The following is a 23,151-nucleotide window of genomic DNA, read 5'->3' on the forward strand; positions in this document are numbered from 1 at the left end:
ATTGAAAGCTCAACGAGAAAGCAAAAGCGAGGGAACGTATAGCAACAATCGGCATTCCGACAGACAACTCAATTCCTTTGTGCGAAGTCGTGGAGAGGAGGATATTCCCCTAACAGCTCTTGCGACAGACTTCTTTGATGATTATCGTTTCCATTTGAAGAAAGAGGGCTATGCCCCTGCAACTATAAACAGGCATTTGTGTTGGTTGAGTCGGCTGATGTATCGAGCCGTCAGTCAGGGAACAATACGCTTCAATCCGTTTGAGGAGGTGAAGTATGAAGCCGTAGAGCGCAAACCTCGTTTCCTGAGCAAGGGCGATGTGGCAAGGCTCTTGGCATTCCCGTTGCAGGAGGAAGGGGCGGAACTAAGCCGAAGGATGTTTCTCTTCTCCGTCTTTACGGGTTTGGCATTTGCCGACTTGCAGAGCCTGCGAGCTTCGCAAATCGAAACGAACAGCGAGGGGAAGCGGTATATCCGTAAGGCAAGACAGAAAACGGAAGTGGAGAGTTTGATACCCTTGCATCCGATAGCGGAGCAGATACTTTCGCTTTACACCAAGGAGGAGAGCAAGGAAGATTACAAGATATTTCCCGATATGATGAGCAAAGGCAAACTACTTACCCATCTCAAAGCCGTGGGCTTGGCGTGTGGCATTCGAACTCCGCTGGGCTACCACGTCGGTCGCCACAGTTTCGGTACGCTGACTTTGGAGGCAGGTATTCCGATAGAAAGCATCGCCAAGATGATGGGACACGCCTCCATCTCCAGCACGCAAATTTATGCCCAAATCACTGACCAAAAGATTGCAATGGATATGGATAGGTTGATAAAACGACGAGATGTGTCGAATTGATATAGAAAAGAGCTTGCTTCTGTTAATAGAGCAAGCTCTTTTCTATTTGTTCTTGCATTAAATACCTGTCAGTAGATTCTTACTTATATACCCAAATTATGTACAGGCCACAACTTCTCGATTATCTTGTAATTATCCATAAGTAAAAATTTATCCCGGCCTATACTATCTTTTAATTCTTTAGGAAACTTAGCCATGTCTTCATATTTATCTAGGATGATAAACTCAATTTGATTATACTCAAATGAGAAATCATGTGGAACACGCCATTCTCTTTCATGTGTATAGTCACAAGTCTTAAAGCTCTTTTTCTCATCTATCGATTTAGGTCTATAGCTAGGCCAAAAAGGAGTTACAAAACATTTAAGATGTTCATGCCACTCTTGTTTTTCATATTGGTCAGCCCTGACATAATAAACAGGGCTGCCATTTCTCGAAAAAATAAACTGTTTCGAAAATCCGATACCATATGGCGAATACGACCTAGTATGATCTATTAAGCTTGCCCAAGGACATTCTGTAAAGCATACACAGTGGCAATTTGTCCAAGGCATAGTTGAAGCTATTATTTTTTTCTCGCTAAGTATACTAATCAGCCGATCTAAGGCACTCTTTTTAGCTCTATCTCCAATAGGATCCTTAGGATCCTGTTTCCCTACTGGCTCCTCATTTTTTGTAAAATGTACAAGAAAAGGAGAGAAGTCTGGCCTGACTTTCACTTTCTTACTCATAATGTCTATATTGCTAGCAAAAATACTCTACCTCGATGTGTCTATGTGAAGGTCTATTGGGAGAATAATTAAAATCCTTCATTGCCACTTGAACCACCTTCTTCATTTGGTTTCGGCGTAGGCTTCGAGCCTTTCTTGACTTTGGGCTCTGTCTGCTCGTAGCTCACGTCGGTAAGCATAAAATACCTACGCGAGGGAGAGAGCCGCACGATGGGCTTTTCTATATGCTTCTGCACGTTGAAAACCTCTCCCACAGGCACGACTTTACTCTTGAACGATGGACTTAATGTACCCAAATCGCCAAACTCCACGATGTCGCCGTTCGCCACAATGTCGCGGGCAATCTCGGTGGCGTAGTTCAACACGGCTTCCACTTCCTGACGATTGAATGTGGTGGACTTTGCCACGCGTTCGCAAAAACTGCGGAAATCGATACGGTGCCTGCCCGTAGGTTTGGCAACTTGTACCGTTTTTCCTGCATTTGCACCAAAATTCATTTTACGTTTTACGTTCCACAAGAACGAATTGCAAGGGTTTGTTTGCCATAATTCGATAGTGTTTCCCCCTTTGTTCCCTCTTCCGAAGTCGGAGGATTTCGCTCACGGGAGAGATTTCTTGTATTGATAATGCAAATATACTTGATTACTCGGCATCTTTTGGATGCTCTCTCGCCAATGATAATTCTCACTTGCATATCCCTAGAAGAAAAAGTGTGCAGATGTTGGCAATCCGATGAAGTCGTTTGCAGAGCCGTTCTTCTCTCTGTTCTCTTCTTTTGAGCGTTCTTTTCATCGTGAAGCACACACGGAGCGGAAAAGAAATGAAGAGCGACAAAATGATGTAAGGAACCAGTACTAGTTTTTTGGAGATCTTGTGGTGGTGCTGATTTATTCGACTGTTGATCCGGATATGGCGGAGTAGTGGAGGATTTGAAAAAGGGCTGTACCTCGGGATTAAAACTCCCAACGGCACAGCCCTACGGCCTGAGTTATAGAACATCGGTAGGTGGGGTGGCGGACTGCTCTCAGAGGCGTCCCATGGCTTTGAGAAGAGCCGTGTGCGCAAGAGCCAATTTGGCTTTGGCGGCGATGTGTTCGCCTTTGGCCTTGACGGCTATCGTCTCTGCTTCCAAGAGGGATGCGGTGGTGTCCAGTCCGGCTTGATAGCGGTTGTGACTCTGCCGAAGGAGTTGCTCTGTTTCTTCCACTGTTATACGCGTAAGCTCCACTTCGGCAGCCATTTCGTAGTAGCGATTTTCTGCTTGCTGCTGTTCCAGAACTATCTTTTCTGCTATTTCGGCTTGCTTAAGAGTGGCTATGCGCTGATCGGCTTGCGCAGCTCGTATCTTGGCACGTCCTTCTCCCCATCGAAATATGGGAAGCGATACGGATACCATGACCGAAGGGCCTCCATTGTCGAGGAGAAGTTGTTCGTTGAGTCGTATGCCGTGTGTGTAGGTGTATGCTGCTCGCAGCCCTATATGGGGGAGAAAATCGCTTCGGATGAGTTTCACTTCGGCTTGTTTCATCTCTATTTGTCGGCTTAGCAATCCGTACTCGGGACGCTCCGTGGGATCTCCTGCCGTGGCAGTTATGGTCGGTTCGATCGGGAAACTTTCTGTTGGGGTTAGGGGCTCGGTGAGTGGAGCGCCGATGACTTGGCAGAGATTCATCCTCGCCAATTTGACTCCGTTTGCCGCGCGCTGCAGTTGTAGTCTTGCCTGGCTTTGTTCTACTTTTACACGCATTAGGTCTACTTCCGTGCGCATGCCGGCATTCATGGCATTGTTCACGACTCGGTAAACTTCGTCGATCGTTCTCGAATAGGCTTCGGCCGTCGTTTGCATCTCCAGCGTCTGAACCAGTGTCCAGTAAGCCTCATCGACGGCGAGTATCACCTCATCTTCTCCGAGTAAACGGTTGAGCCGTGCCATTTCCACGCCGATTCGTGCCATGCGTTCTCCCGCTATTATCTTTCCCCCCATGTAGATCGGCTGCTCTATCGCTATGCCGGCTACATAAGAATTGTTCAGATCCAGCTCCAGCGGGATGGATGGGAGTGGTACTTGTGCGGGAATGATGGCAAGTAACGGAGCCAAAAGCTGCTGTTGCCCGGACGGTATTTGCAAGCCGGCCAACAAGGGGCCTGTTTCTATTGAGCCGAGGGAGAGCTCCTTTTTTCGTTTCGTCGTATAATAAGCGTAAGCCGAACCTGAGAGCTTGGGCAGATAGTTGGTCTTCATTGCTCGCAGTGTATGCTGTGCTTTGAACGAGGTTTCGTCAGCTATCGCTATTTGCTTATTGTGCCTGCAGGCTCGTTCACGAGCTTCGTTTAGCGACAATGCTTGTGCTTCGGCTTTCTCTCCTATGCCGGCGAGGCATAGGAGTAGGAGCATGGTACCGTTGAGTATGCGGATCATATCTATTCGTTTGAAATCGTTTTGGGTTTGTGTATGCCGTAGAATATGGCGTAAAGAAGCGGGACAAAGAGCAGGGTCACTAACGTGCCCACAAGCAATCCTCCCATGATGACGACAGCTGCCGGCCCGAATAGCTCGTCTCCCAACAAAGGAAGCATGCCGAGAATAGTCGTGAGCGAAGCCAGCATCACGGGGCGCAGACGACTCTTGGAACTTTCTATCAGGGCGATATGTGGTCGCACTCCCTGAGAAATGAGTAGTGTGATCTCATCCAAGAGTACGATGATATTCTTGATCAGCATGCCGATGAGTCCCAGTGTTGCCACGATGGCCGTGAAGCCGAAGGTCTTGCCTGAGATGAGCATGCCCCATGCCACTCCTATCGCCAGAGGAGGCAGGCACAGGATAACGATCAGCGGCTTGCGATAATCTCCGAAGAGCATGATCAGAATAGCCAGCATGAGGATGACAGCAACGGGGTAATAACGGAAGAGATATTTGGTCGATTCATGGCTGGCACTGTATTCTCCGCCCCATTCCATGCTGTAGCCTTCCGGCAATTTTATCTGCTCTACTTCCTTGGCAATGGCTGTGCGTAGAGCTTCGGCACTTTCTCCGTTGTTGGGAGAGCATTGCGCTTTCATAGAGCGTTCGCCGTTGATTCGTCTGATAATAGGCTCTTCCCAGACGAGGTCTATTCCTTCGCTTACTCCGCTCAAGGGTACGGTGCGCAGCAACATGGAGATGACATCTTGCTTGGAGATAGTACCCGTCATCAATCCTTGTATGGTCTCTTTATTGATGGCCGAGAGCGAAGGAGTGGTTCCGAATATGGCCGCTTGTTCGAGGCTTTCGATAGGCATGCCGTCTTTGTCTACAGAGCGAATGTTAATGCTTTTTCGTTCGGCGCCTTCGTAGAAAGTCCCCACCGGAATCCCGTAAGTCGTGCCCATGAGCGAAAGCCCTATGTCGCGTCGGGTCAGCCCGGCTCTCAAGGCATTGGCCTGATCGTATTGTATATGCAGAGCAGGTACTTTGGGAAACCAGTTAGAGCGGGCCATCTGTGTCTCGGGCTGCTGTTGCATGATGTTCACAACGCTGTCTGTAAGTTTGTGCAAGATGGCAGGGTCTGGTCCTTTGAAGATGACCTCGATTGGATACTCTTTGAACATCAGATTGTACCGTTTTACTCGCACTTGAGCGTCGGGATACTGTGCCGAGAGGTAGCTTTGCAGCTCATCGATGTGCTTGAGAGCCGATTTGCTGCTCTTGAAGTCCACGATCAACTCTCCGTACGAGAGAGAAGAGCCCGTAATGCTGCGCACGAGATTGTAGCGCGACGGCGTAGCCCCTATGGCTGTAGTCACGTGCGTTACTTCGGGGCGTCCCTGTAGGTAGTGTTCTATTTCGGTCAAGTCTTCGTTCACTCTCGTAGTCGTATAACCCTCGGGTAGCCGATACTCGATGTATAGTTGGTCGTAATCCATGTCCGGAAAGAAGCCTTGCGGTAGCAGTCGATAGGCAAGACCACTGGCTACAATGGTTGTTATTCCGACGGATAGGGTAGTCTTCTTGTGTCTCAATACCCATCGGATCGAAGCAGCCAACCATCGGTAGATGCGCCCGGAGTACAGATCGCTTTCCTTCACCTTTTTTTGGGGGTGCAGGGAGGCATCTGCCACGACCGGAATCATCACCAGAGCCAATACCCAGCTCAGCAGCAGAGATACGGCCAGCACGATGAACAGGTCACGCACATAGATTCCCGTTGTATCGGGTGACAGGAAGATGGGCAGGAAAGATAGTATGGCGATGAGCGTGGCTCCGAGCAGAGGCATAGCCGTCTTGCGTCCGGCTTCGGTAAGTGCTTGTCGGCGCGAGACTCCGCGTTCAAGATCTATCTGGATGCCGTCGAGGATAACGATGGCATTATCCACAAGCATACCCATAGCCAAGATGAACGATGCCAGAGATACGCGTTGGAGCGTACCATCGAATACCTGTAGTAATGCAACGGAGCCAAGCACGGTTACCAAAAGGCTCAGCCCCAGTATCAATCCTGATCGGACACCCATAAAGAATACAAGGATCAATACCACGATCACGACTGACTCGATCAGGTTTAGGATGAAGTTGTTAAGGGCATCGGATACACGTTGCGGCTGGAAGAAGACTTTGTTCAGTTCCATACCGGCAGGCAGTCGTTGTTGTTGGAGCTGCTTGAGTCGTTTCTCTACTTCTTTCCCTATCTGAGTAATGTCCGTCCCCGAGTCAGCCGAAATGGAGATGCCGATGGCTTCTTTCCCGTCGTAGCGCATGCCCGTACGAGTTGGATGTTCGTATGATTCGCTCACATGTGCGATGTCGCCGAGTCGGAGTTGGTCGCCTTCCGATCCTTGCAGTACCATATTCTCTATATCGGCGACTGTCTGATTCCGGTCGCTGATCGTCAGACGCAGACGCTGCCCTCCCGTCTCATAGTAGCCGGAATAGATCGTCTCGTTTTGTCCTTGCAGCATATTCAGCACCAAAGCCGGATGAACGCCGAGACTGGCCATTTTGTCTTCGTATAGATCTATATTGATGCACGGATGCTGCTTGCCGAATATGTTCACTTGCGAGATACCTTCTATCTTCTGTAACTCTCGGCTCAATAGTTCGGCATAACGAATGGCTTCCTCATTCGAATAATCATCGAATGTAAGTGCGTAAAACATTCCGAATACATCGCCATACCCATCCAACACAACCGATTGCATGGCGCCCTTGGGGAGCGAACTCTGTGTATCGCTGACTTTGCGTCTGAGAAGATCCCATCCTTGTTCGACCTCTTTGTTGGAAAGAAGTGTAGAGAGTGTAACCGTCAGGACAGAGACATCGTTCATAGATTCACTCGTTACTTCATTTACGACCGAAAGAGAGCGGATGCTCTTTTCCAACGGGTCAGTTACTTCCAGCTCCACCTCGTGCGATGAAGCCCCCGGATACATGGTCACAACTGTTGCCTGCTTCACCTTGATTTCCGGATCCTCCAGCTTGCTCATGTTCCAATAGGACATGATGCCGCCTACGCAAAGCACAATGATAAGGAAGTAGACCAGTTTTTTATTGTCAACGGCCCAATTGCTCAGATTGATCATAGCAATCCTCCTACATTAGTAGCTGTCTTTTCCTCAAGCAATCGCACTTTATCGCCCTCTTTGAGTGCATGCACACCGGCCACTACTATCTGCTTATCGCGACCGATGCCATGGCACACACTGTGTCCCTCCCGTAGCATTTCCACTACGATCACTTCTTGGGCATGGACGCTGCAGTTGTCCTTGCCTTCCACTATCCATACATAAGTTTTACCGTCTTTCTCCCACAGAGCCGTCGCCGGGATGATTTCACCACGATTGTCCTCATGGCAGTAACCTATGTTCACCATTGCACTCATTCCTACGGTCGGTAGTTCGCCATTTGAGTCGCGTTTGAATCTCAGACGCATGCGGTAGAGCTGATTCAGATTGGCCATCGGGTCGATGGAAATCAATTCGAGCGGGAATACCCGATCGGGAAATACGTTGACTGTACAGGTAAACGAACCGAAATGTTCGCGTTCGAGATATTCGCTTGCCGGTATGTTGATCTCTACTTCCGGAGTCCCTGCTCCGGTGATGACAAGAACGGGCATTCCTGCCCCCACCGTCTCTCCGGCTTTGAATAGCGGTTCCTGGATGTAGCCGTCGAAGGGGGCGACGAGTCTCGTGTCTGCCAAAGCATTGCGGTGTGCATTGAGTTTGGCTGTGATTTGTTGCAGACCATAGATAGCTTTGTCATAGTCGTTGTCCGAGACGCTTTTCTGCTTATGCAGTTCGATTATTCGATCTGCCTCGGCTTTGATCCTTTTATATTCTGCCTCGGTGGCTGCCAACTGGATTTCATAGTCTCTTGCTTCGAGAGAAGCGAGGAGCTCTCCTTTGCGTACGGCTTTGCCCGGATGGGCATGGATCTTTGCGATTGGTCCCGCGATACGAAAAGCCAGCTTAGCCTCTTCAGCTGCTACGACTTTGCCGGGGAAAGGCGTTGTCCGCTCCGTGGTATAGTCCTTTGTTATTATGGTCTTGACGGTGCGCGCCTCTTCATGTCGTTTGTTTTCTCCCCCACAACTGACCAAAATAAAGGCCAGACATAGGGCTGATACTATCCTTTTGTTCATTTCTTTGATTTATTAGCATGACAAAAGTAGTTGCACCAACGCACAGGAATGTAACGCTTTTGAATCAGAAAATGTACAAAATCGGAAACAACTTTATTCTCAGATTCCCTCTTCTCATTGTTCCTATTTTCTGGTTTTACAGCTTTGTGTCAGTGGTTGTCTGATATATCGATACAAAGAGCTTTGCCCGAGATGATTTCGAAGCTAAAATGTTAGAATGAACGTGAAATTGATCTACGCTCAGGAAAATTCATCTCTCTAACGGCTAATCGGCCTGTCTGCATTCGTCGAATACTTATAATTATCTTGTTTTCAGTCTATTACAGCTTGTAGCAAGTACAAAAGCAAATGATATAGTAGTCATTACAGACTGTAATAGTATCAAAAACAAATGCTTTTGACGTCATTATAGTCTATAACGTACTTAAAAGCAAACAACATAATAGACATTACAGCATACAATGCAGTTAAAAACAAATGATATAGTAGCGTTATAGCATGTAACGCACGCAAAAGCAAATGATTTAGTGGCCATTATAGTATATAATGCACACAAAAGCAAATGATATACTATGCATTATAGCATATCATGCATTCAAAAGCAGTGTGATTAGGGTCGTCGTACGTGAACGACACCTTAAAAAACTGTTTTTGGGACTATCCGGACGTTGATGATGATCCCAAAAACAGAAATTCTATAGAAGTGTATGGCAATACAAGCTTGATTTGCAGCTTTTCTCACCAATGTTTGATCTACTTCCTTAGATCGAACATATGCTGAGTGAGAACCTCAAAAGGAGGTGTTTTTCATTTGGTTGTATATTTGCCAACATGGAAATGATCCCTTGCGACAAGCTACATAATGTCGTATGTGCTAAATGGAGCCTTATAAATTGGCGCCGAGCCAGTAGCCGATGAGGCGGGGTGCTTCAGGAGGCAAAAGCTGATCGGGTGGTAGCTCCCTGAAATATCGATCAGTGACGGAAGGCTGAGACGACTCCATTTCGCCGCGCTTCTGCGCATTGGAGAGGAGGATCTTTTTATTCTGTCGGAGCCACTGCAGTTGTTCGGAAGTAAAACCGAACAACCATTCCTCCGTAGCATCGGGGAAAACGGCACGCATCAGGCGGAAGATATCGCCCCAGTATTCGAGTTGAAAACGGAGTGTGAGCACTGTCTCTCGGGGCAAAGGACGCTCGGAGCAGATCCAGCCGAGCAATGCATCGCGAACAACGTACTCGGGCGACATCGTCTGTCGCTCATAATCACTGAAGAACTGTACGTATATGGGATAGTCGGGACGGATGTATTTGTCGATAGCCACCGATACCAGATCGGGTAGAGCGACTACACTTTGTTGCAGGCCGCTCACATGAAATCCCACGTACTGCGGTACAGCCATTGTGGGTTCCAACTGTTGCAGACGGTCGAAAGCTGCGATGATGCTCCTTGCTATCGAATCGGCCACGCCTCGTGAGTAAGCAGTCTCTGTATCGGCATAGAGCCGTAGCAGTTGCGGATGGCGATACATACGCAAGAGTACCTCGGCAGCATGCTCTTCCTGTGCATTGGGATCGAGGACGCGATAGGCCAACCAATCGGCATTGGCCGGGTCTTCACGTACAAGGCGGGCTATTTCTGCCTGAGGATTGGATGCAGTAGCAGCAGCATAGTAGAGGCTGTCCAGGCGAAGCACCTTTTTTGCCTGCTGTATCTTCTGAGCGTTGAGCCATGTCGCCATCGTGAAGAGTAGGGCGAAAGATAGGAGACAGCGCCTCCCCATGTTATTGATTGCTTTCATAATCATCTGTCTGAGGTTACTAAAGTAGCGCGCTTTTTTCAGATTCCAATAAATATTGTTTACATTTGACCTTGTAACGTCATATAATCGTTAGTAGTCGATAGCGTTACCCATCATGGGACTACTGACATAACAAATAAAAGTATTTATGAAGAAATTTATTCAGGACTTCAAAGCGTTTGCACTCAAGGGCAACGTAGTGGACATGGCAGTCGGTGTGATCATCGGTGGTGCCTTTGGCAAGATTGTTTCCTCTTTGGTAAACGACATTATCATGCCTCCTATCAGTATGCTGACAGGTGGTGTGAACTTCGCCGACCTCAAGGTGGTGCTCAGCGATGCAGTGATGGAAGGCGGCGAGATCGTAAAGCCGGAAGTGGCTTGGAACTATGGTAATTTCATCCAAACAACTATTGACTTCCTCATTCTCGCGTTCGTGATCTTCCTCATGATCAAAGCCATCATGGCTGCAAAGAAGAAAGAAGAGGAAGTTCCTGCCGAGCCTGCTCCGACGCCGGAGGATATCCAGTTGCTCACAGAAATCCGCGATCTGCTCAAGAAGCAATAAGCACGCACTTCTCCATCACCTGCACGGAGCAGCTATGTTCCTGCAGAGACGGTGGAGCAGAGAATCTCACAGCCGCCGTCCTGTGCTTCGCGCCGAGGGATAATACTATCCGCCTTGCCGAAGAATGGGGCGGCAGTCTCTATTACAACCACCAAGCTAAACGACCATCAGTCTTTAATCTGAGGAGATATGGTAGGACGCAGCAGTAGAAAACAGCATTATGACCAAACCGGCCCGAGCAAACGACGCATGATCACAGGTGCGATCGTCCTCGTTGTCATCTGCATTCAGCTTATCAGACTATGCACTAACGAGAGGTCGCAGGATATGGCCAAGAAGCAACATGATAATTCCTATTGGCTCAATTACGACCCCTCTCGTCCTGCAACGGACATTGCCAACTACGACTATGACAATCGCCTTATCATCTATCGTGACACGCTGCGACATGCCGGAGACCTCGATTCTCTTCATTGGTTGCCTGCCGCTAACGATGAAAAAGCTGAAGACGACGATCGCGAACCGCTGAACGATTACGAAGACTATTTCGGCGAACTATACGACTATTATCACGATTGAGGACGATTCTTCTTTGGTGAGGACAACATTAAACCTGTCAGACTCGTTACACCCTATATATAATAGAGCAAACTATCAAGCAAACATGAAACCCTATACTGTCCTTTGGGCGGATGATGAGATCGATCTGCTCAAGCCCCACATCCTTTTTCTCGAACAAAAAGGTTATCAAGTAACCCCTGTGCTGAGTGGTAACGATGCTATCGATGCGATACAGAGTGCCGACTATGATATCGTCTTTCTCGATGAGAATATGCCTGGTATCAGCGGGCTGGATGCGCTGCAAAGGATCAAAGAACTCAAACCCTTCGTTCCCGTGGTTATGGTGACCAAGAGTGAGGAGGAACACATCATGACTCAGGCGATCGGTGGGAAGATTGCTGACTATCTGATCAAACCGGTGAATCCGCATCAGCTCCTTCTCTCACTCAAAAAGAATCTGCAACAAAGCAGTATTATCAGCGAAACGACCAATACGAACTACCGGCAGGAATTCTCGCAATTGGGTGCCCAAATGAGCGGCCGACTCTCTTTCGATGAATGGAAAGAACTATACCGTCGTATCGTATTCTGGGAGATCGAGTTGGAGCAGGCCGACAAGCAGATGAGCGATCTGCTGGAGATGCAGAAACAAGAAGCCAATCGACTCTTTGCCCGCTTCGTCATGCAGAACTACAAGGACTGGATAGCCAAACCGGAAACGCGTCCGACGATGAGCCCCGATCTCTTCAAAGAGAAAGTCTTTCCCTTATTGGACAAGGATGAGAAGGTTTTCTTCATCTTGATCGATAATTTCCGTTTGGATCAGTGGGAAAGCGTGAAGTCGATGCTCAGCGATTTTTACACCTTCGATGAGGATCTTTATCTTTCCATCCTGCCTACCGCCACACAGTATGCGCGCAATTCGATCTTCTCAGGGCTAATGCCGCTACAGATCGAGAAGATGTTTCCCGACCTGTGGGTGGACGAGGAGAGCGAGGAGGGGAAGAACCTGAACGAAGAGCCGATGATCCGCACGCTGATAGAGCGCTACCGCAAGTCCTATAGCTTCTCTTACAACAAAGTGTACGAAACCAAGTATGGCGAACGCATGCTTGCTCAGATCAAGTCGCTCTCACAGAACCAGCTGAACGTAATCGTACTCAACTTTGTGGATATGCTTTCGCATGCTCGTACGGATAGTAAGATGATACGTGAATTGGCTTCAAACGAAGCTGCTTACCGCTCGCTGACGAAGAGTTGGTTCAAGCACTCAATCACTTACAACCTTTTCCAAAGCATCGCAAAGATGGGATACAAGGTGGTGCTGACGACAGACCACGGTACCATCCAGGTGAAGAACCCCGTCAAAGTGGTAGGAGACAGAAATACAAATACCAACCTCCGCTACAAGGTGGGCAAGAATTTGGACTACAATGCCAAGGAGGTATTCGAGATCAACAACCCCAAGAGCGTAGGGCTTCCGCACAACAACTTGTCGGATAAATTTATCTTCACCAAGGAGGATGATTTCTTCGCTTATCCCAATAACTACAATCACTACGTGCAGTACTATCGCAATACTTTCCAGCACGGAGGCATATCGCTCGAAGAAATGCTCGTGCCGGTGATAACCATGCAACCTAAATAGACAACCCTCCATATTATGAATACAATCATCATCGATGGCACTTCCGACCTCGAACGTGCAGCGCATGACTTCATCGCCCAGATGGAAGATCATACGGTCTTTGCCTTTCATGCCCCCATGGGAACGGGCAAGACGACATTCATCAAGGCCGTATGCGAGGAGTTGGGCGTAGCGGATGTAATCAATAGTCCCACCTTCTCCATTATCAACGAGTACCGATCGGACCAAACGGGCGAACTCATCTATCACTTCGATTGCTATCGCCTTAATAAGATAGAGGATGCGCTCAATCTTGGTGTAGAGGACTACTTCGAGAGCGGAAGTCTGTGCTTCATCGAGTGGCCGGAGCTGTTGGCTCCCATTCTGCCAAGCGATACGGTCATGGTTCATATCGAAGAAATGGAGGACGGCAAGCGCCGCCTTACTTTCTGATCCATTGGTTAAACATCTGCCTCATGCCGTCCATCCTGCAAAACTTCTACCTCATCTTGTTCATCCTGATCGGATTGGTAGCGCTGCTCACGGCCCTGCTTTGCCCCGATTGGTTGCTCAGCAGCCGCGGTGCACAGATGTGGGTGCGCGCTTTCGGTCGGCAAGGAGCGCGTTGGTTTTACATGGTCGTGGGGGTAGCTTTGCTCGTAGTGGCTACGATCGGCCTGTGTAGGCTGTAGTGTGATGTAAGGCCTTTTCGGCGCGAAAGCCCTACATTTGTATGCGTAATTCCGTCTGTCACGACGGGCTCATCATATTCAACACAATAAATACCCCGCAATGGATAATAAAAGACTAAGCAAAATAGAACGACTGATTCAGAAGGAACTCGGAGAGATATTCCTCCGCGATGCCAAGTCCTTACCCGGATTGCTGATTTCGGTCACAAATGTGCGCGTCAGCCCCGACTTGGGCATCGCTCGCGTGCATCTGAGTATATTCCCCTCCGACAAGGGAACCGAGATACTCGAAAGCATCAAGCATAACACCAAGACCATCCGCTACGACCTGGGGCAGCAAGTGCGCACCCAACTGCGCAAGATTCCCGAGCTGTCGTTCTTTCTGGATGATTCGCTCGACTATTTGGAGAATATCGACCGTCTGCTCAAGCAATAAACAGGCTCCCCTCAGCGCGTCTCTGTGAACTTCCCATTCTTCATAGCTCGTCGCTATCTGTTCTCGCGCAAGCGATTCAGCGCTGTCAATGTCGTTTCGCTTGTTTCGGCAGTGGCTATCTGTGTCGTCTCTTCCGCCTTGGTGTGCATCCTCTCTATCTTCAACGGATATGAGAGCCTGATCATGAAGCACTCGGCCGTGACGGATCCCCCGCTATTGATTCGTACAGCGGATCACTCGATGTTGCATGCTGATGACGCTACACTGCTTTCCGCTCTGCAGACGGCAGGCATCAGCTCCTATAGCTTCACCCTCAAGGGAGAAGGTCTCGTTCGTACCTCTCTCCGACAGCAGGCCGTCGCACTCCTTGGTGTGGATGATCGCTATGTCGGCACGGTCAACATCGATTCTATCGCCTTTGCCGGCACCTTTTCCATCGAAGGCTTGTCAGGTATGGCTGCACTCAACGTAGGGGCGGCCACTGCTGCAGAGATGCAGCTCGGAGTCGGTTTTGTGGATCCTGTGGAGATTATTGTACCTCGGCGTGTCGGTCTTATCAATCCGCTTGTTCCTGCCGGAGCTTTCAAGTCGATGGAGGGAAAAGTTGCCTCGGTCATAGCCTCCGGCATGGAACCGACGGATCATACCATCATCCTATCTCTCGACAGCCTGCGTCGTCTCCTTGATTATACAGAGCAGGAAGCAGAGGCAGTAGCCATCCGACTACAAGCCGATGGTGAACCGGAGCAAGTTGCAGCTACACTTAGGTCTGTTTTGGGCGAGGGCTATCAAGTACTTGATTTGGCAGGACAGCACCCCGAAGTCTCCCAACTCGTCTCGATGGAGAAATGGATGAGTTACTTCATCCTGCTGTTCATTCTCGTCCTCGCCGCTTTCAATATCGTCAGCAGTCTCTCCATGCTCTTGATAGAGAAGAAGGAGGACATCGCCACGCTTCACTCCCTTGGTGCATCGCGCCAGGTCATTGCCCGTATCTTTAGGATGGAAGGTATGCTTGTCTCTCTTATTGGAGCCGTTGTCGGCATCGTCATCGGCATCGCACTTTGTCTTGCGCAGCAAACTTACGGCCTCGTTACATTACAGATAGGACTCTCTTCTGTACCTTATCCCATTCGGATCGATGCCTTAGACCTCGCACTCATCTTCCTCACGATATTTGCGCTCAGCTATGCCGCAGCCTACTATCCCGTCCACTATTTCATCAATCGCAGGCTGAAGCAGAACTAAGTTGGTATATCTTACCGTGTAAAAAGAAATCAAGCTATGTTAGGTGCGATTATTGGAGACATTGTCGGCTCTCGGTTCGAGTTCGACAATACAACGAGAACAGATTTTGAGTTTTTCGCCCCCGAATGCTCGTACACCGACGACACTATTTGTACAGTGGCTATTGCCGATGCCATCCTTAGGGGAACGGACTTCGGCTCCACGCTGCACCGTTGGTGTCGCAAGTATCCATATCCTATGGGTGGTTATGGAGGCTCCTTTGCTCGCTGGGTACATAGCAACGAACCACAGCCCTACAGTAGTTTTGGCAATGGTTCTGCCATGCGTGTATCGCCTTGTGGATGGCTACCTACAAGGGAGGAGGCTCTTGCAGCCGCGCGTGCTGCTTCCGAATGTACCCACAATCATCCGGAAGGGATCAAAGGTGCTGTCTGTATCGCTGACTGTATATATGCAGCTGCACATGGAGCAGACAAAGCCGCGATCCGACATCTTGCCATTAGCGAATACGACTATGAAAAATCAGTAGAAAGCTGTGACTACATCCGCAAGACCAATAGTTTCAACGAAACCTGCCAAGTCACCGTGCCGCAAGCTATCGCTTGTTTCCTCGAAAGTGCCGATTTTGAAAGTGCCATTCGCCTATCGGTATCAATCGGTGGAGACAGCGACACCATAGCCGCTATAGCCGGTAGTCTTGCCGAAGCCTATTATGGTATTCCCGCAAATATCGAAGAGATAGCAATGACCTTCCTTCCGCAGGAAATCATTGACGTTCTCAACACTTTCCGACAGCAGTTTTCGGTGCAGCTTCTGCATTAGCCAAGAGAAGCTTCCGGCAATAACGGAAAAGCGAAGCCGGATCGGCTTTTTCCGCCTTTCCGCCTGCGGAACTGTAGCGGTGTCATGCCTTCGTGTTGCTTGAAAAAGCGAATAAAATAGGAGGGTGTGCTGAAGTTATATTCCTCCGATAGCTCCAATATACTATGGTCTGTTGTGATCAGTGAAAGCGCAATGTGCATGGCCACGTAGTCGCTTATACATTCACTTGCCGAGTGCTCCGTCAGTTCGCGGCAGATGAGATTGAGGTAGCGTGCCGAGATGCAGAGTTTATCGGCATAGAACTCCACGCTTCTCTCCGTTTTGTAATGTTGACGCAGTGAAGCCATGAATGCTTCGAAATGCTCGTGCCGACGCCCGCCCGACTGCTGCATGTTCTTGCCCGCCTCCTCGTACATACCCAGCAGCTCGAAGAGAAAAGCAGCGAGCAGATGCTTGCGTATATCCGTACCATAGACCTGCGCTTCCCGATCTTGAAGACGCAGACAGAGATGGTAGAAGCTATCCATATAGGCCAATTCGTCGTCCTTGAGGCTGATGATGGGATGATGCTCGAAGAAGATCTTCGGCTGAACATTATACCGCACGGCGTGGTAGATGAATCCTGCATGCGTGGCAATGGCAAAGCCGGCAAAGTCCGAGCTGCGTCCCAGTATATAGAGCATGCTGTCGGGCAGCAGGACGCACATCGTACCTGTGGTGAGCTGGTGCACGGTGGAGCCGATCATCACAGTAGCCGATCCTGCTGTACACACGCCTACTCCCGCATGATGTATATAAAGCGGATTTTGTGTGCATCCGTCAACGAACCACGGACTATTATTGAGCGGGGTGACAAAAAAGAAAAACTCTTCGCCCAAATCATCAAAAGGCAGCTGCGTACGATCGTTTCCTGTCATTTCATCTTCGTTATTCTACACACAAATATACGATTCGTTGGGAGATAGAGACGGAATGAGACTACGCTCTCCTTCCATGTGGGGCGACCGTGACGTGCCTATTCTGGAAACTGTTCGATGGGAGAGAAGCACATTTGATGCCTTCGCTAAGATGAAAAAATGATTTTTTTGCCGAAATAATGTGTTGTTTGACATAAAGTACTATATTTGTACTGTGTTTTTCATGGTATTAGATTTTAAGGTTAATTGAAGAGCGAGCCGTCGGGAGATGTCTCGCTCTGTTTTTTTGCCAGATGAACAATAGCCATTGAATGAGTGAATACGAGTGGATCTCAATAGGTGCAGCATGTTATACGAATGAGCATCGCTCATCTCCACTGACACATATACATCCTCAATGAAGTTAAAGCAAAAATAAAGGGGAGCAACAGCCCCCCTTTCATTTGTGTGTTTATGCCTTTGTTTGATTACAGCCCTATTATAGGTTTAGCGATGTCGATTCGTAAACTAAGCGATGGCATAAAAAGCTCTTGCATTTTCTTTATGTTTCTCTCTTTCGGGAGTCCCTTCCTTGCTCATCCAGTACCAAGTCGTAGTCCGCTGTTTGATGATTATTTGTCTGCATATTAAGAGCTTGGTTCCCCAATCTTGAGCTTGGTCGTTTAGTGGGCTGAGATGGCAGTCAGGAGGCGGGCGAAGATGGCGCCCATCTTTTCTGAAGCCGCATTGGCTGCTATGATGACGTCTTGTTCGTTATTGACGAAATCATCGGCAAAGTGATAGCCTTCGTTGGTTATGACCGACATCCCGAATACTCGGATGCCCGTGTGGCGGGCTACGATTACTTCGGGCACCGTGCTCATGCCGATGGCATCGCCGCCCACCTGTCTCCAGAAACGGTATTCTGCGGGAGTCTCATAGGAAGGACCGGTAAGACCTACGTACACACCTTCTTTGACGGGGATGTCCAGCTCTCTCGCGATGGCTTTGGCCTCGGCGATGAAGTCGCGGTCATAGGCGCGCGTCATATCGGGGAAGCGCAGCCCGAACATATCCATATTGGGACCGATTAGCGGATTGGGCAGGTTGTTGATGTGGTCGCATATGATCATCAGATCACCCACTTTGAACGAAGTATTGATCCCGCCTGCTGCATTGGATACGAAGAGATTTTCGATACCCAATAGCTTCATGACGCGAATAGGGAATGTCACCTGATCCATCGGATAACCCTCGTAGTAATGGAAACGCCCTTGCATAGCCACGACAGGCACACCGTTGAGCTTCCCGCCGATGATGTTGCCTTTGTGTCCTACAGCTGTGGCGTGGGCAAAGTGAGGAATCTCGCTATATGGGATGACCGTCTTGTCTTCGAGTTTGTCCGCTAAGTCTCCCAGACCGCTTCCGAGTATGATGGCCGTTTTGGCATCGCCGGGCAGACGAGAGGCCAGGAAAGAAGCTGCCTCGTGATAATGTCGTTCTTGGAGTTTCAAATATCGCATACTTGTTGTCTTTAGTGAATCGCTTTTTTGTCCATCAGTTTGTATGCCACTTCAGCGGCGCGCGCCAGGATCGCTTCCTCGCCGGGCACTTTGCGTCCGCGCATGAGGATTTTGCCATCTATGATAGTTGTATCTACGGCGCTGCCGTTGGCAGAGTAAACCAGATTGGAGATAAAATTGTGGCAGGGAGTCATCTCGGGCAGATCCAAGCGCACGAGGCAAAGATCGGCCTTGCATCCGGGGGCAATGGCTCCTGCATCGGTACGCATGATGCGTGCGCCCTCTTCCGTGGCGCTGTGGAAGATGTCGGCAGCCCTGACCGCCGTAGCGTCCGAGCGCCATGCTTTGCCGAGAAAGGTAGCGAGTTTCATGGCCGTGACCATATCGAGGTTGTTCGACGAAGAGCAACCGTCCGTACCCAACCCCACCGAGATACCACGCTTGCGCATCTCGTCGTACCCGAAGCGGTAGCCGGATGCCAACTTCATATTGGACGCGGGGTTGTGAGCCACTTGGCAGTCGTGGGCGGCCAGCAGATCCATTTCTTCCTCGTCCAACCAGATGCTGTGTGCCAAGACCAGTCGTGGCGAGAGTACGCCCAGCCGATGCAGATATCGGACGGGTGTAGTCCCGTGTTGGCGGATGCACTCCTGTACCTCTCCTTCCGTTTCGGACAGATGCAGGTGTATGAGTATGTCTCTCTCTTCGGCAAAGCGGTGACAAAACTGTAATTGCTCTCCGCTTACCGTGTAGATGGCGTGTGGCCCTAATGAGAATTGAATCCTGTCGCTATAGGAACGGAAGATCTCGTACAGGCTGTAGGCTCGTTCTCGATCAAGCCGTGCCCGCTCCGCATCTCCTCTGTCGAAAAGTGTATGGGCAAGTACGGCACGCACCCCCATCTCTTCCACGGCACGAGCCGTAGCTGTCGGGAAGGAATACATGTCGAGGAAGGCAGTCGTACCGCTCTTGATCATCTCCAGACAGGCCAGTTTGGAACCCCAGTACACATCCTCCTCAGTCATCTGTGCCTCCACCGGCCAGATCCAGTTCTCCAGCCAATCCATCAGCCGCAAGTCGTCACCATAGCCACGGAAAATGGTCATGGCCGAATGCGTGTGACAGTTGTGGAAGCCCGGAATGGCTGCCATCGAAGAAGCGTCTATCTCCTCGGCATCGGGTGAAGGCAGAATTGTAGGGGCAACCTGCGTGATGCGGTTGCCCTCTATCTTAATATCTTGACGGACACCGTCGAGCAGTGCCTGTTTGATCAGTATCTCCAAGTGCTACTATATTATATAGTGTCGTTCGTTTACTTATAGATGCGGTAGAACTCTGCCACTGATTCGATCCCCTTGCGGAAGATATCGAGCGGCAGATTCTCGTTTGGCGAATGGATGGCGTTGCTTTCCAGACCGAAGCCCATCAGCACCGTCTTCAGCCCCAATACCTTCTCGAAGGTTGCGATGATGGGGATGCTGCCGCCACGACGTACTGCCAGTGGACGTTTGCCGAAAGCAATGGCGCAAGCCTCTTCGGCCGCTTTGTAAGCGGGTAGGTCGATGGGGCAGAGATAAGCCTCGCCGCCGTGCAGGGGTGTTACTTTCACCTTGATATGTTTGGGTGCAACGGATGCGATATAATCGACGAACATTTGTGAGATTTTGGCATGGTCTTGACTGGCCACAAGGCGTGTCGATACCTTGGCGTAGGCCTTCGAAGGCAATACCGTCTTGGCTCCTTCGCCTGTGTAGCCACCCCAGATACCGCATACGTCGAAAGACGGACGGCAGCTATTGCGCTCCAGTGTGCTGTAGCCAGCTTCGCCGAATACGGCGTCGATGTCGAGCGCTTGGCGATACTTCTCTTCCGAGAATGGCACCTGTGCGATCATGGCTCTCTCCTCGTCGCTCAGCGGCACTACATCATCGTAGAAATGGGGTATGGTGATGCGTCCGTTCTCGTCCACGACACCGGCGATGAGTTTGCAAAGCTCGTTGATCGGATTGGCCACGGCACCGCCGAAGTGACCCGAGTGCAGATCGCGGTTGGGACCGGTCACCTCCACTTCCCAATAAGCCAGACCGCGAAGACCGGTCGTCAGCGAAGGCGTCTCAGCGCTTACCATGCTGGTGTCCGAAACGAGGATAACGTCTGCTGCCAGCATCTCTTTATGCGCTTCGCAGAATGCTTCCAAGTTGGTCGAGCCTATCTCTTCTTCTCCTTCAAAGAGGAATTTCACATTGCATTGTACAAGACCCAGTGCCATGGCCGTTTCGAAGCCCTTCACCTGGATCATACCCTGACCCTTGTCGTCGTCGGCTCCGCGTGCCCAGATATGGCCGTCGCGTATTACCGGTTCGAAGGGATCGCTCTTCCACAGCTCCAATGGCTCGGGCGGCATCACATCGTAGTGTGCATAGACGAGGATGGTTTTGGTTTTGGGGTCTATGATGCGCTCGGCGTATACGACAGGATTGCCCGGCGTCTGGAACACTTCGGCTTTCTGTGCACCCACCTGTAGCAGATGGTCGCGCCAGTGCTCGGCGCATCGCTGCATATCGGGTTTGTGTTCGCTTTTGGCACTCACTGACGGGATGCGGATGAGAGCAAAAAGATCTTCCAAGAAGCGCTCTTCATTCCGGCTGATATATTCTCTGATATTCATGATTATTATGGGAATTTCGTTCTCGCCCAAAGATAGGAACTTTTCATTTACTTTTGCATAAACTATTTAATAGTTGGCATTTGTCGCTATGCGTATCAATATTTTTAATAGGCTCTCATAGCCGCCACTTCATCCGCGCGTTATCATTATGGATGCAATCGCACATTGGCTTCACGAAGTCTTTCTGGAGCCTTCCGTCACCCAAACCATCATCATCCTCAGCTTCGTCTCTGCCGTCGGTTTGCTCCTTGGCAAGGTTCGCATCGGCAGCATCTCGCTGGGCATTACTTTCGTCTTCTTCGTCGGCATTTTGGCATCTCACTTCGGCATCGAGACCGATCCTGTCATGCTCTCTTTCGCGCAGAATTTCGGCCTCGTCGTCTTTGTCTATGCCTTGGGTTTGCAGGTGGGGCCGGCTTTCTTCCCCTCACTCAAAAAGGGAGGCATCGCTCAGAACCTGATCTCGCTGGGCATGGTGGCCATCACCTTTCTTCTGTGCATCATACTGTACTTTGTCCTCGGCATCTCTATGCCCAATCTGATGGGTATTGTTGCCGGTGCCACCACCAATACGCCTGCTCTCGGTGCAGCTCAGACTACCCTCCAGCAGATTGATCCCTCCGCTGCCAACGAAATGACCCAAATGGCACTCGCCTGTGCTGTCACTTATCCGATGGGGGTCGTGGGCGTCATTATCGCTTTGGCCATGCTCAAGGTGTTCATGCACAAGAAAGAAGAGCAGGAGGAGAAGGAAGCACCCAAGACATTCTTCTCCGAGTACGAAGTGTGCAATCCGGCATTGGACGGTAAGACAGTGCGCGATGTGGCACATCTGATCCAACGCCCCTTCATCATCACCCGCGTGTGGCATCGGGGCACGGTGGAGATACCCACTTCGGATATGATCCTCCACTTGGGTGACCACGTATTGGCGGTCTCCGGCGAGGAGGACACCACCCAGCTGGAGATTCTCTTCGGCAAGAGAGAGGAGAAGGATTGGAACCGTCCCGATATCGATTGGAACAGCGTGGACAAACAGCTCGTCTCTCGCCGCCTCGTAATCACCCGATCCAAACTGAACGGTGTACGTCTGGGTAACCTCAAGATTCGCAACCTCTATGGTGTCAATATCAGCCGAGTAGATCGTGCCGGTGTGGAGCTACTGCCCGATAGAGATCTGCACTTGCAGCTGGGAGACCGACTGACGGTCGTAGGCGAAGGCAATGCTGTGGAACGCGTGGCTGAGATATTGGGCGACGAAGTGAAGCAGCTCGACAATCCGCATCTGACGACGCTCTTCGGAGGCCTCTTCCTCGGTTGCATCTTCGGACTTATTCCTTTCTATCTCCCGGGGGTGAGTATGCCCATCAAGCTCGGTCTGGCCGGTGGCCCTATTATCGTCGGCATTCTGATGGGTGCCTTCGGCCCCCGTTTCCATCTCACCACATACGTAACCAATAGTGCCAACCTCTTCTTGCGTCAGCTCGGCATCATTCTCTATCTTGGCGGACTGGGCTTGGCGAGCGGAGCCAATTTTTTCGATACCATTATCCACGGAGACGGATTCCTGTGGGTCGGGGTAGGCTTCTTGATTACCATGCTGCCTACGTTGCTCATCGGTTGGATTTCGATCAAGGTGCTGCGCAATCGGTACGATGGTACAGCGGGTATGATATGCGGCAGCACTGCCAATCCTATGGCGCTCGACTACGTCAATGGTCAGGTCAAAGGTGACGGCGCTTCGGTCGTCTATGCCACCGTCTATCCGTTGGCCATGTTTGTGCGCATCATCATGGCACAGATCATGATTCTTGTTTTTAGGTAGCCGTCGTAGAAGGAGAGGGGCATTACCTGTTGGAATGATCAGAGTTATTCGAGTCATTGGACCTCTCTTCTTCAATTCGATAATTCAGATAACTCCGATTCCTCCGAAGATTTCGATCATCTCAACACTATAAAGAGGAGGGTGTGTCAATATGAAAATCTTGATGCAGTCTCAGGGGGTGTGTTAGAAAGGGTGAAATGCAAGGCACTGAGAGTGAGGGTGATGGGAGTATACTCGAGTATATGACCGAACCCGAATCTCGAAAGCAACGCTGCAGTTC

The 23,151-nt window shown here is 50.0% G+C and carries 19 protein-coding genes and 1 pseudogene; 10 read left to right on the top strand and 10 right to left on the bottom strand.

The features are described from left to right. A partial coding sequence (locus tag C7382_RS06625; RefSeq protein WP_165815134.1) for a tyrosine-type recombinase/integrase occupies positions 1-853 on the top strand: 853 nt, incomplete at its 5' end. Between the two features lie 83 nt (positions 854-936). On the opposite strand, the gene C7382_RS06630 is transcribed toward C7382_RS06625, so the two are convergent. The 6 genes and pseudogenes from C7382_RS06630 to C7382_RS06660 form a co-directional block, all read right to left on the bottom strand. Next, positions 937-1,584, bottom strand: a complete 648-nt coding sequence (locus C7382_RS06630) for an abortive infection system antitoxin AbiGi family protein (RefSeq protein ID WP_243405670.1) — start codon at positions 1,582-1,584, stop codon at positions 937-939. Between the two features lie 68 nt (positions 1,585-1,652). After that, positions 1,653-2,130, bottom strand: a pseudogene (locus C7382_RS06635) (HU family DNA-binding protein). Positions 2,131-2,608: 478 nt separating this feature from the next. Next, positions 2,609-4,003, bottom strand: a complete 1,395-nt coding sequence (locus C7382_RS06645; RefSeq protein ID WP_116679511.1) for a TolC family protein — start codon at positions 4,001-4,003, stop codon at positions 2,609-2,611. Positions 4,004-4,005: 2 nt separating this feature from the next. Next, positions 4,006-7,143: an efflux RND transporter permease subunit gene (locus C7382_RS06650; RefSeq protein WP_116679512.1), complete on the bottom strand. Its 3,138-nt coding sequence runs from the start codon at positions 7,141-7,143 to the stop codon at positions 4,006-4,008. Next, complete coding sequence (locus tag C7382_RS06655) at positions 7,140-8,204, bottom strand: efflux RND transporter periplasmic adaptor subunit (RefSeq protein ID WP_116679513.1); 1,065 nt, start codon at positions 8,202-8,204, stop codon at positions 7,140-7,142. Before C7382_RS06655 ends, C7382_RS06650 begins: the two co-directional genes overlap by 4 nt. Positions 8,205-9,090: 886 nt before the next feature. Beyond that, on the bottom strand, positions 9,091-10,005 hold the full coding sequence (locus C7382_RS06660) for a gliding motility protein GldB-related protein (protein ID WP_116679514.1): 915 nt from the start codon (positions 10,003-10,005) through the stop codon (positions 9,091-9,093). Between the two features lie 148 nt (positions 10,006-10,153). Between C7382_RS06660 and mscL the strand changes: the two genes are divergently transcribed. The 8 genes from mscL (at position 10,154) to C7382_RS06700 (ending at position 15,959) form a co-directional block, all read left to right on the top strand. Further along, positions 10,154-10,573 (top strand): large-conductance mechanosensitive channel protein MscL, encoded by a 420-nt coding sequence (gene mscL / locus C7382_RS06665; protein ID WP_116679515.1) that lies wholly within the window; start codon positions 10,154-10,156, stop codon positions 10,571-10,573. Positions 10,574-10,762: 189 nt separating this feature from the next. Then, entirely contained in the window at positions 10,763-11,152 is a 390-nt protein-coding gene (locus C7382_RS06670; protein ID WP_116679516.1) for a hypothetical protein, read from the top strand. A gap of 85 nt (positions 11,153-11,237) precedes the next feature. Next, on the top strand, positions 11,238-12,782 hold the full coding sequence (gene porX / locus C7382_RS06675) for a type IX secretion system response regulator PorX (RefSeq protein ID WP_116679517.1): 1,545 nt from the start codon (positions 11,238-11,240) through the stop codon (positions 12,780-12,782). Between the two features lie 15 nt (positions 12,783-12,797). After that, entirely contained in the window at positions 12,798-13,214 is a 417-nt protein-coding gene (gene tsaE / locus C7382_RS06680) for a tRNA (adenosine(37)-N6)-threonylcarbamoyltransferase complex ATPase subunit type 1 TsaE (RefSeq protein ID WP_116679518.1), read from the top strand. A 23-nt stretch (positions 13,215-13,237) separates the two neighbouring features. Next, entirely contained in the window at positions 13,238-13,453 is a 216-nt protein-coding gene (locus C7382_RS06685) for an immunity 17 family protein (protein ID WP_116679519.1), read from the top strand. A 100-nt stretch (positions 13,454-13,553) separates the two neighbouring features. After that, positions 13,554-13,889 (top strand): 30S ribosome-binding factor RbfA, encoded by a 336-nt coding sequence (gene rbfA / locus C7382_RS06690; protein WP_116679520.1) that lies wholly within the window; start codon positions 13,554-13,556, stop codon positions 13,887-13,889. 24 nt (positions 13,890-13,913) lie between these two features. Then, a complete protein-coding gene (locus C7382_RS06695) occupies positions 13,914-15,137 on the top strand; it encodes an ABC transporter permease (protein ID WP_116679521.1) in 1,224 nt (407 codons plus the stop codon). A 36-nt stretch (positions 15,138-15,173) separates the two neighbouring features. Beyond that, on the top strand, positions 15,174-15,959 hold the full coding sequence (locus C7382_RS06700; protein WP_116679522.1) for an ADP-ribosylglycohydrolase family protein: 786 nt from the start codon (positions 15,174-15,176) through the stop codon (positions 15,957-15,959). On the opposite strand, the gene C7382_RS06705 is transcribed toward C7382_RS06700, so the two are convergent. The 4 genes from C7382_RS06705 to C7382_RS06720 all read right to left on the bottom strand — a co-directional run bounded on the left by C7382_RS06705 (position 15,956) and on the right by C7382_RS06720 (position 21,046). Then, a complete protein-coding gene (locus C7382_RS06705; RefSeq protein ID WP_116679523.1) occupies positions 15,956-16,876 on the bottom strand; it encodes an AraC family transcriptional regulator in 921 nt (306 codons plus the stop codon). The genes C7382_RS06700 and C7382_RS06705 overlap by 4 nt on opposite strands. A 662-nt stretch (positions 16,877-17,538) precedes the next feature. Continuing rightward, the gene (locus tag C7382_RS06710) at positions 17,539-18,369 is read right to left on the bottom strand and encodes a purine nucleoside phosphorylase I, inosine and guanosine-specific (RefSeq protein WP_116679581.1); all 831 of its coding nucleotides are present in this window, start codon (positions 18,367-18,369) and stop codon (positions 17,539-17,541) included. 20 nt (positions 18,370-18,389) lie between these two features. Further along, positions 18,390-19,661 (bottom strand): amidohydrolase, encoded by a 1,272-nt coding sequence (locus C7382_RS06715; protein ID WP_116679524.1) that lies wholly within the window; start codon positions 19,659-19,661, stop codon positions 18,390-18,392. Between the two features lie 29 nt (positions 19,662-19,690). Continuing rightward, positions 19,691-21,046 carry a dipeptidase gene (locus C7382_RS06720; RefSeq protein WP_116679525.1) on the bottom strand — a complete coding sequence of 452 codons (1,356 nt, stop codon included), beginning with the start codon at positions 21,044-21,046 and terminating at the stop codon, positions 19,691-19,693. A 148-nt stretch (positions 21,047-21,194) separates the two neighbouring features. Between C7382_RS06720 and C7382_RS06725 the strand changes: the two genes are divergently transcribed. Next, positions 21,195-22,871 carry a putative transporter gene (locus C7382_RS06725; RefSeq protein ID WP_116679526.1) on the top strand — a complete coding sequence of 559 codons (1,677 nt, stop codon included), beginning with the start codon at positions 21,195-21,197 and terminating at the stop codon, positions 22,869-22,871. The last annotated feature ends 280 nt before the right edge of the window (positions 22,872-23,151 follow it).

Origin of the sequence: Porphyromonas loveana, from assembly GCF_003096695.1 — a bacterium.
GTDB classification, from domain to species: Bacteria; Bacteroidota; Bacteroidia; order Bacteroidales; family Porphyromonadaceae; genus Porphyromonas; species Porphyromonas loveana.

Excerpts from the sequence above, each read along its gene's own strand:
- C7382_RS06720 (WP_116679525.1), bottom strand. The coding sequence starts at position 21,046 with ATGAATATCAGAGAATATATCAGCCGGAATGAAGAGCGCTTCTTGGAA.
- C7382_RS06645 (WP_116679511.1), bottom strand. The coding sequence starts at position 4,003 with ATGATCCGCATACTCAACGGTACCATGCTCCTACTCCTATGCCTCGCC.
- C7382_RS06655 (WP_116679513.1), bottom strand. The coding sequence starts at position 8,204 with ATGAACAAAAGGATAGTATCAGCCCTATGTCTGGCCTTTATTTTGGTC.
- C7382_RS06705 (WP_116679523.1), bottom strand. The coding sequence starts at position 16,876 with ATGACAGGAAACGATCGTACGCAGCTGCCTTTTGATGATTTGGGCGAA.
- C7382_RS06630 (WP_243405670.1), bottom strand. The coding sequence starts at position 1,584 with ATGAGTAAGAAAGTGAAAGTCAGGCCAGACTTCTCTCCTTTTCTTGTA.
- porX (WP_116679517.1), top strand. The coding sequence starts at position 11,238 with ATGAAACCCTATACTGTCCTTTGGGCGGATGATGAGATCGATCTGCTC.
- C7382_RS06650 (WP_116679512.1), bottom strand. The coding sequence starts at position 7,143 with ATGATCAATCTGAGCAATTGGGCCGTTGACAATAAAAAACTGGTCTAC.
- mscL (WP_116679515.1), top strand. The coding sequence starts at position 10,154 with ATGAAGAAATTTATTCAGGACTTCAAAGCGTTTGCACTCAAGGGCAAC.
- rbfA (WP_116679520.1), top strand. The coding sequence starts at position 13,554 with ATGGATAATAAAAGACTAAGCAAAATAGAACGACTGATTCAGAAGGAA.
- C7382_RS06685 (WP_116679519.1), top strand. The coding sequence starts at position 13,238 with ATGCCGTCCATCCTGCAAAACTTCTACCTCATCTTGTTCATCCTGATC.
- C7382_RS06670 (WP_116679516.1), top strand. The coding sequence starts at position 10,763 with ATGGTAGGACGCAGCAGTAGAAAACAGCATTATGACCAAACCGGCCCG.
- C7382_RS06725 (WP_116679526.1), top strand. The coding sequence starts at position 21,195 with ATGGATGCAATCGCACATTGGCTTCACGAAGTCTTTCTGGAGCCTTCC.
- tsaE (WP_116679518.1), top strand. The coding sequence starts at position 12,798 with ATGAATACAATCATCATCGATGGCACTTCCGACCTCGAACGTGCAGCG.
- C7382_RS06700 (WP_116679522.1), top strand. The coding sequence starts at position 15,174 with ATGTTAGGTGCGATTATTGGAGACATTGTCGGCTCTCGGTTCGAGTTC.
- C7382_RS06660 (WP_116679514.1), bottom strand. The coding sequence starts at position 10,005 with ATGAAAGCAATCAATAACATGGGGAGGCGCTGTCTCCTATCTTTCGCC.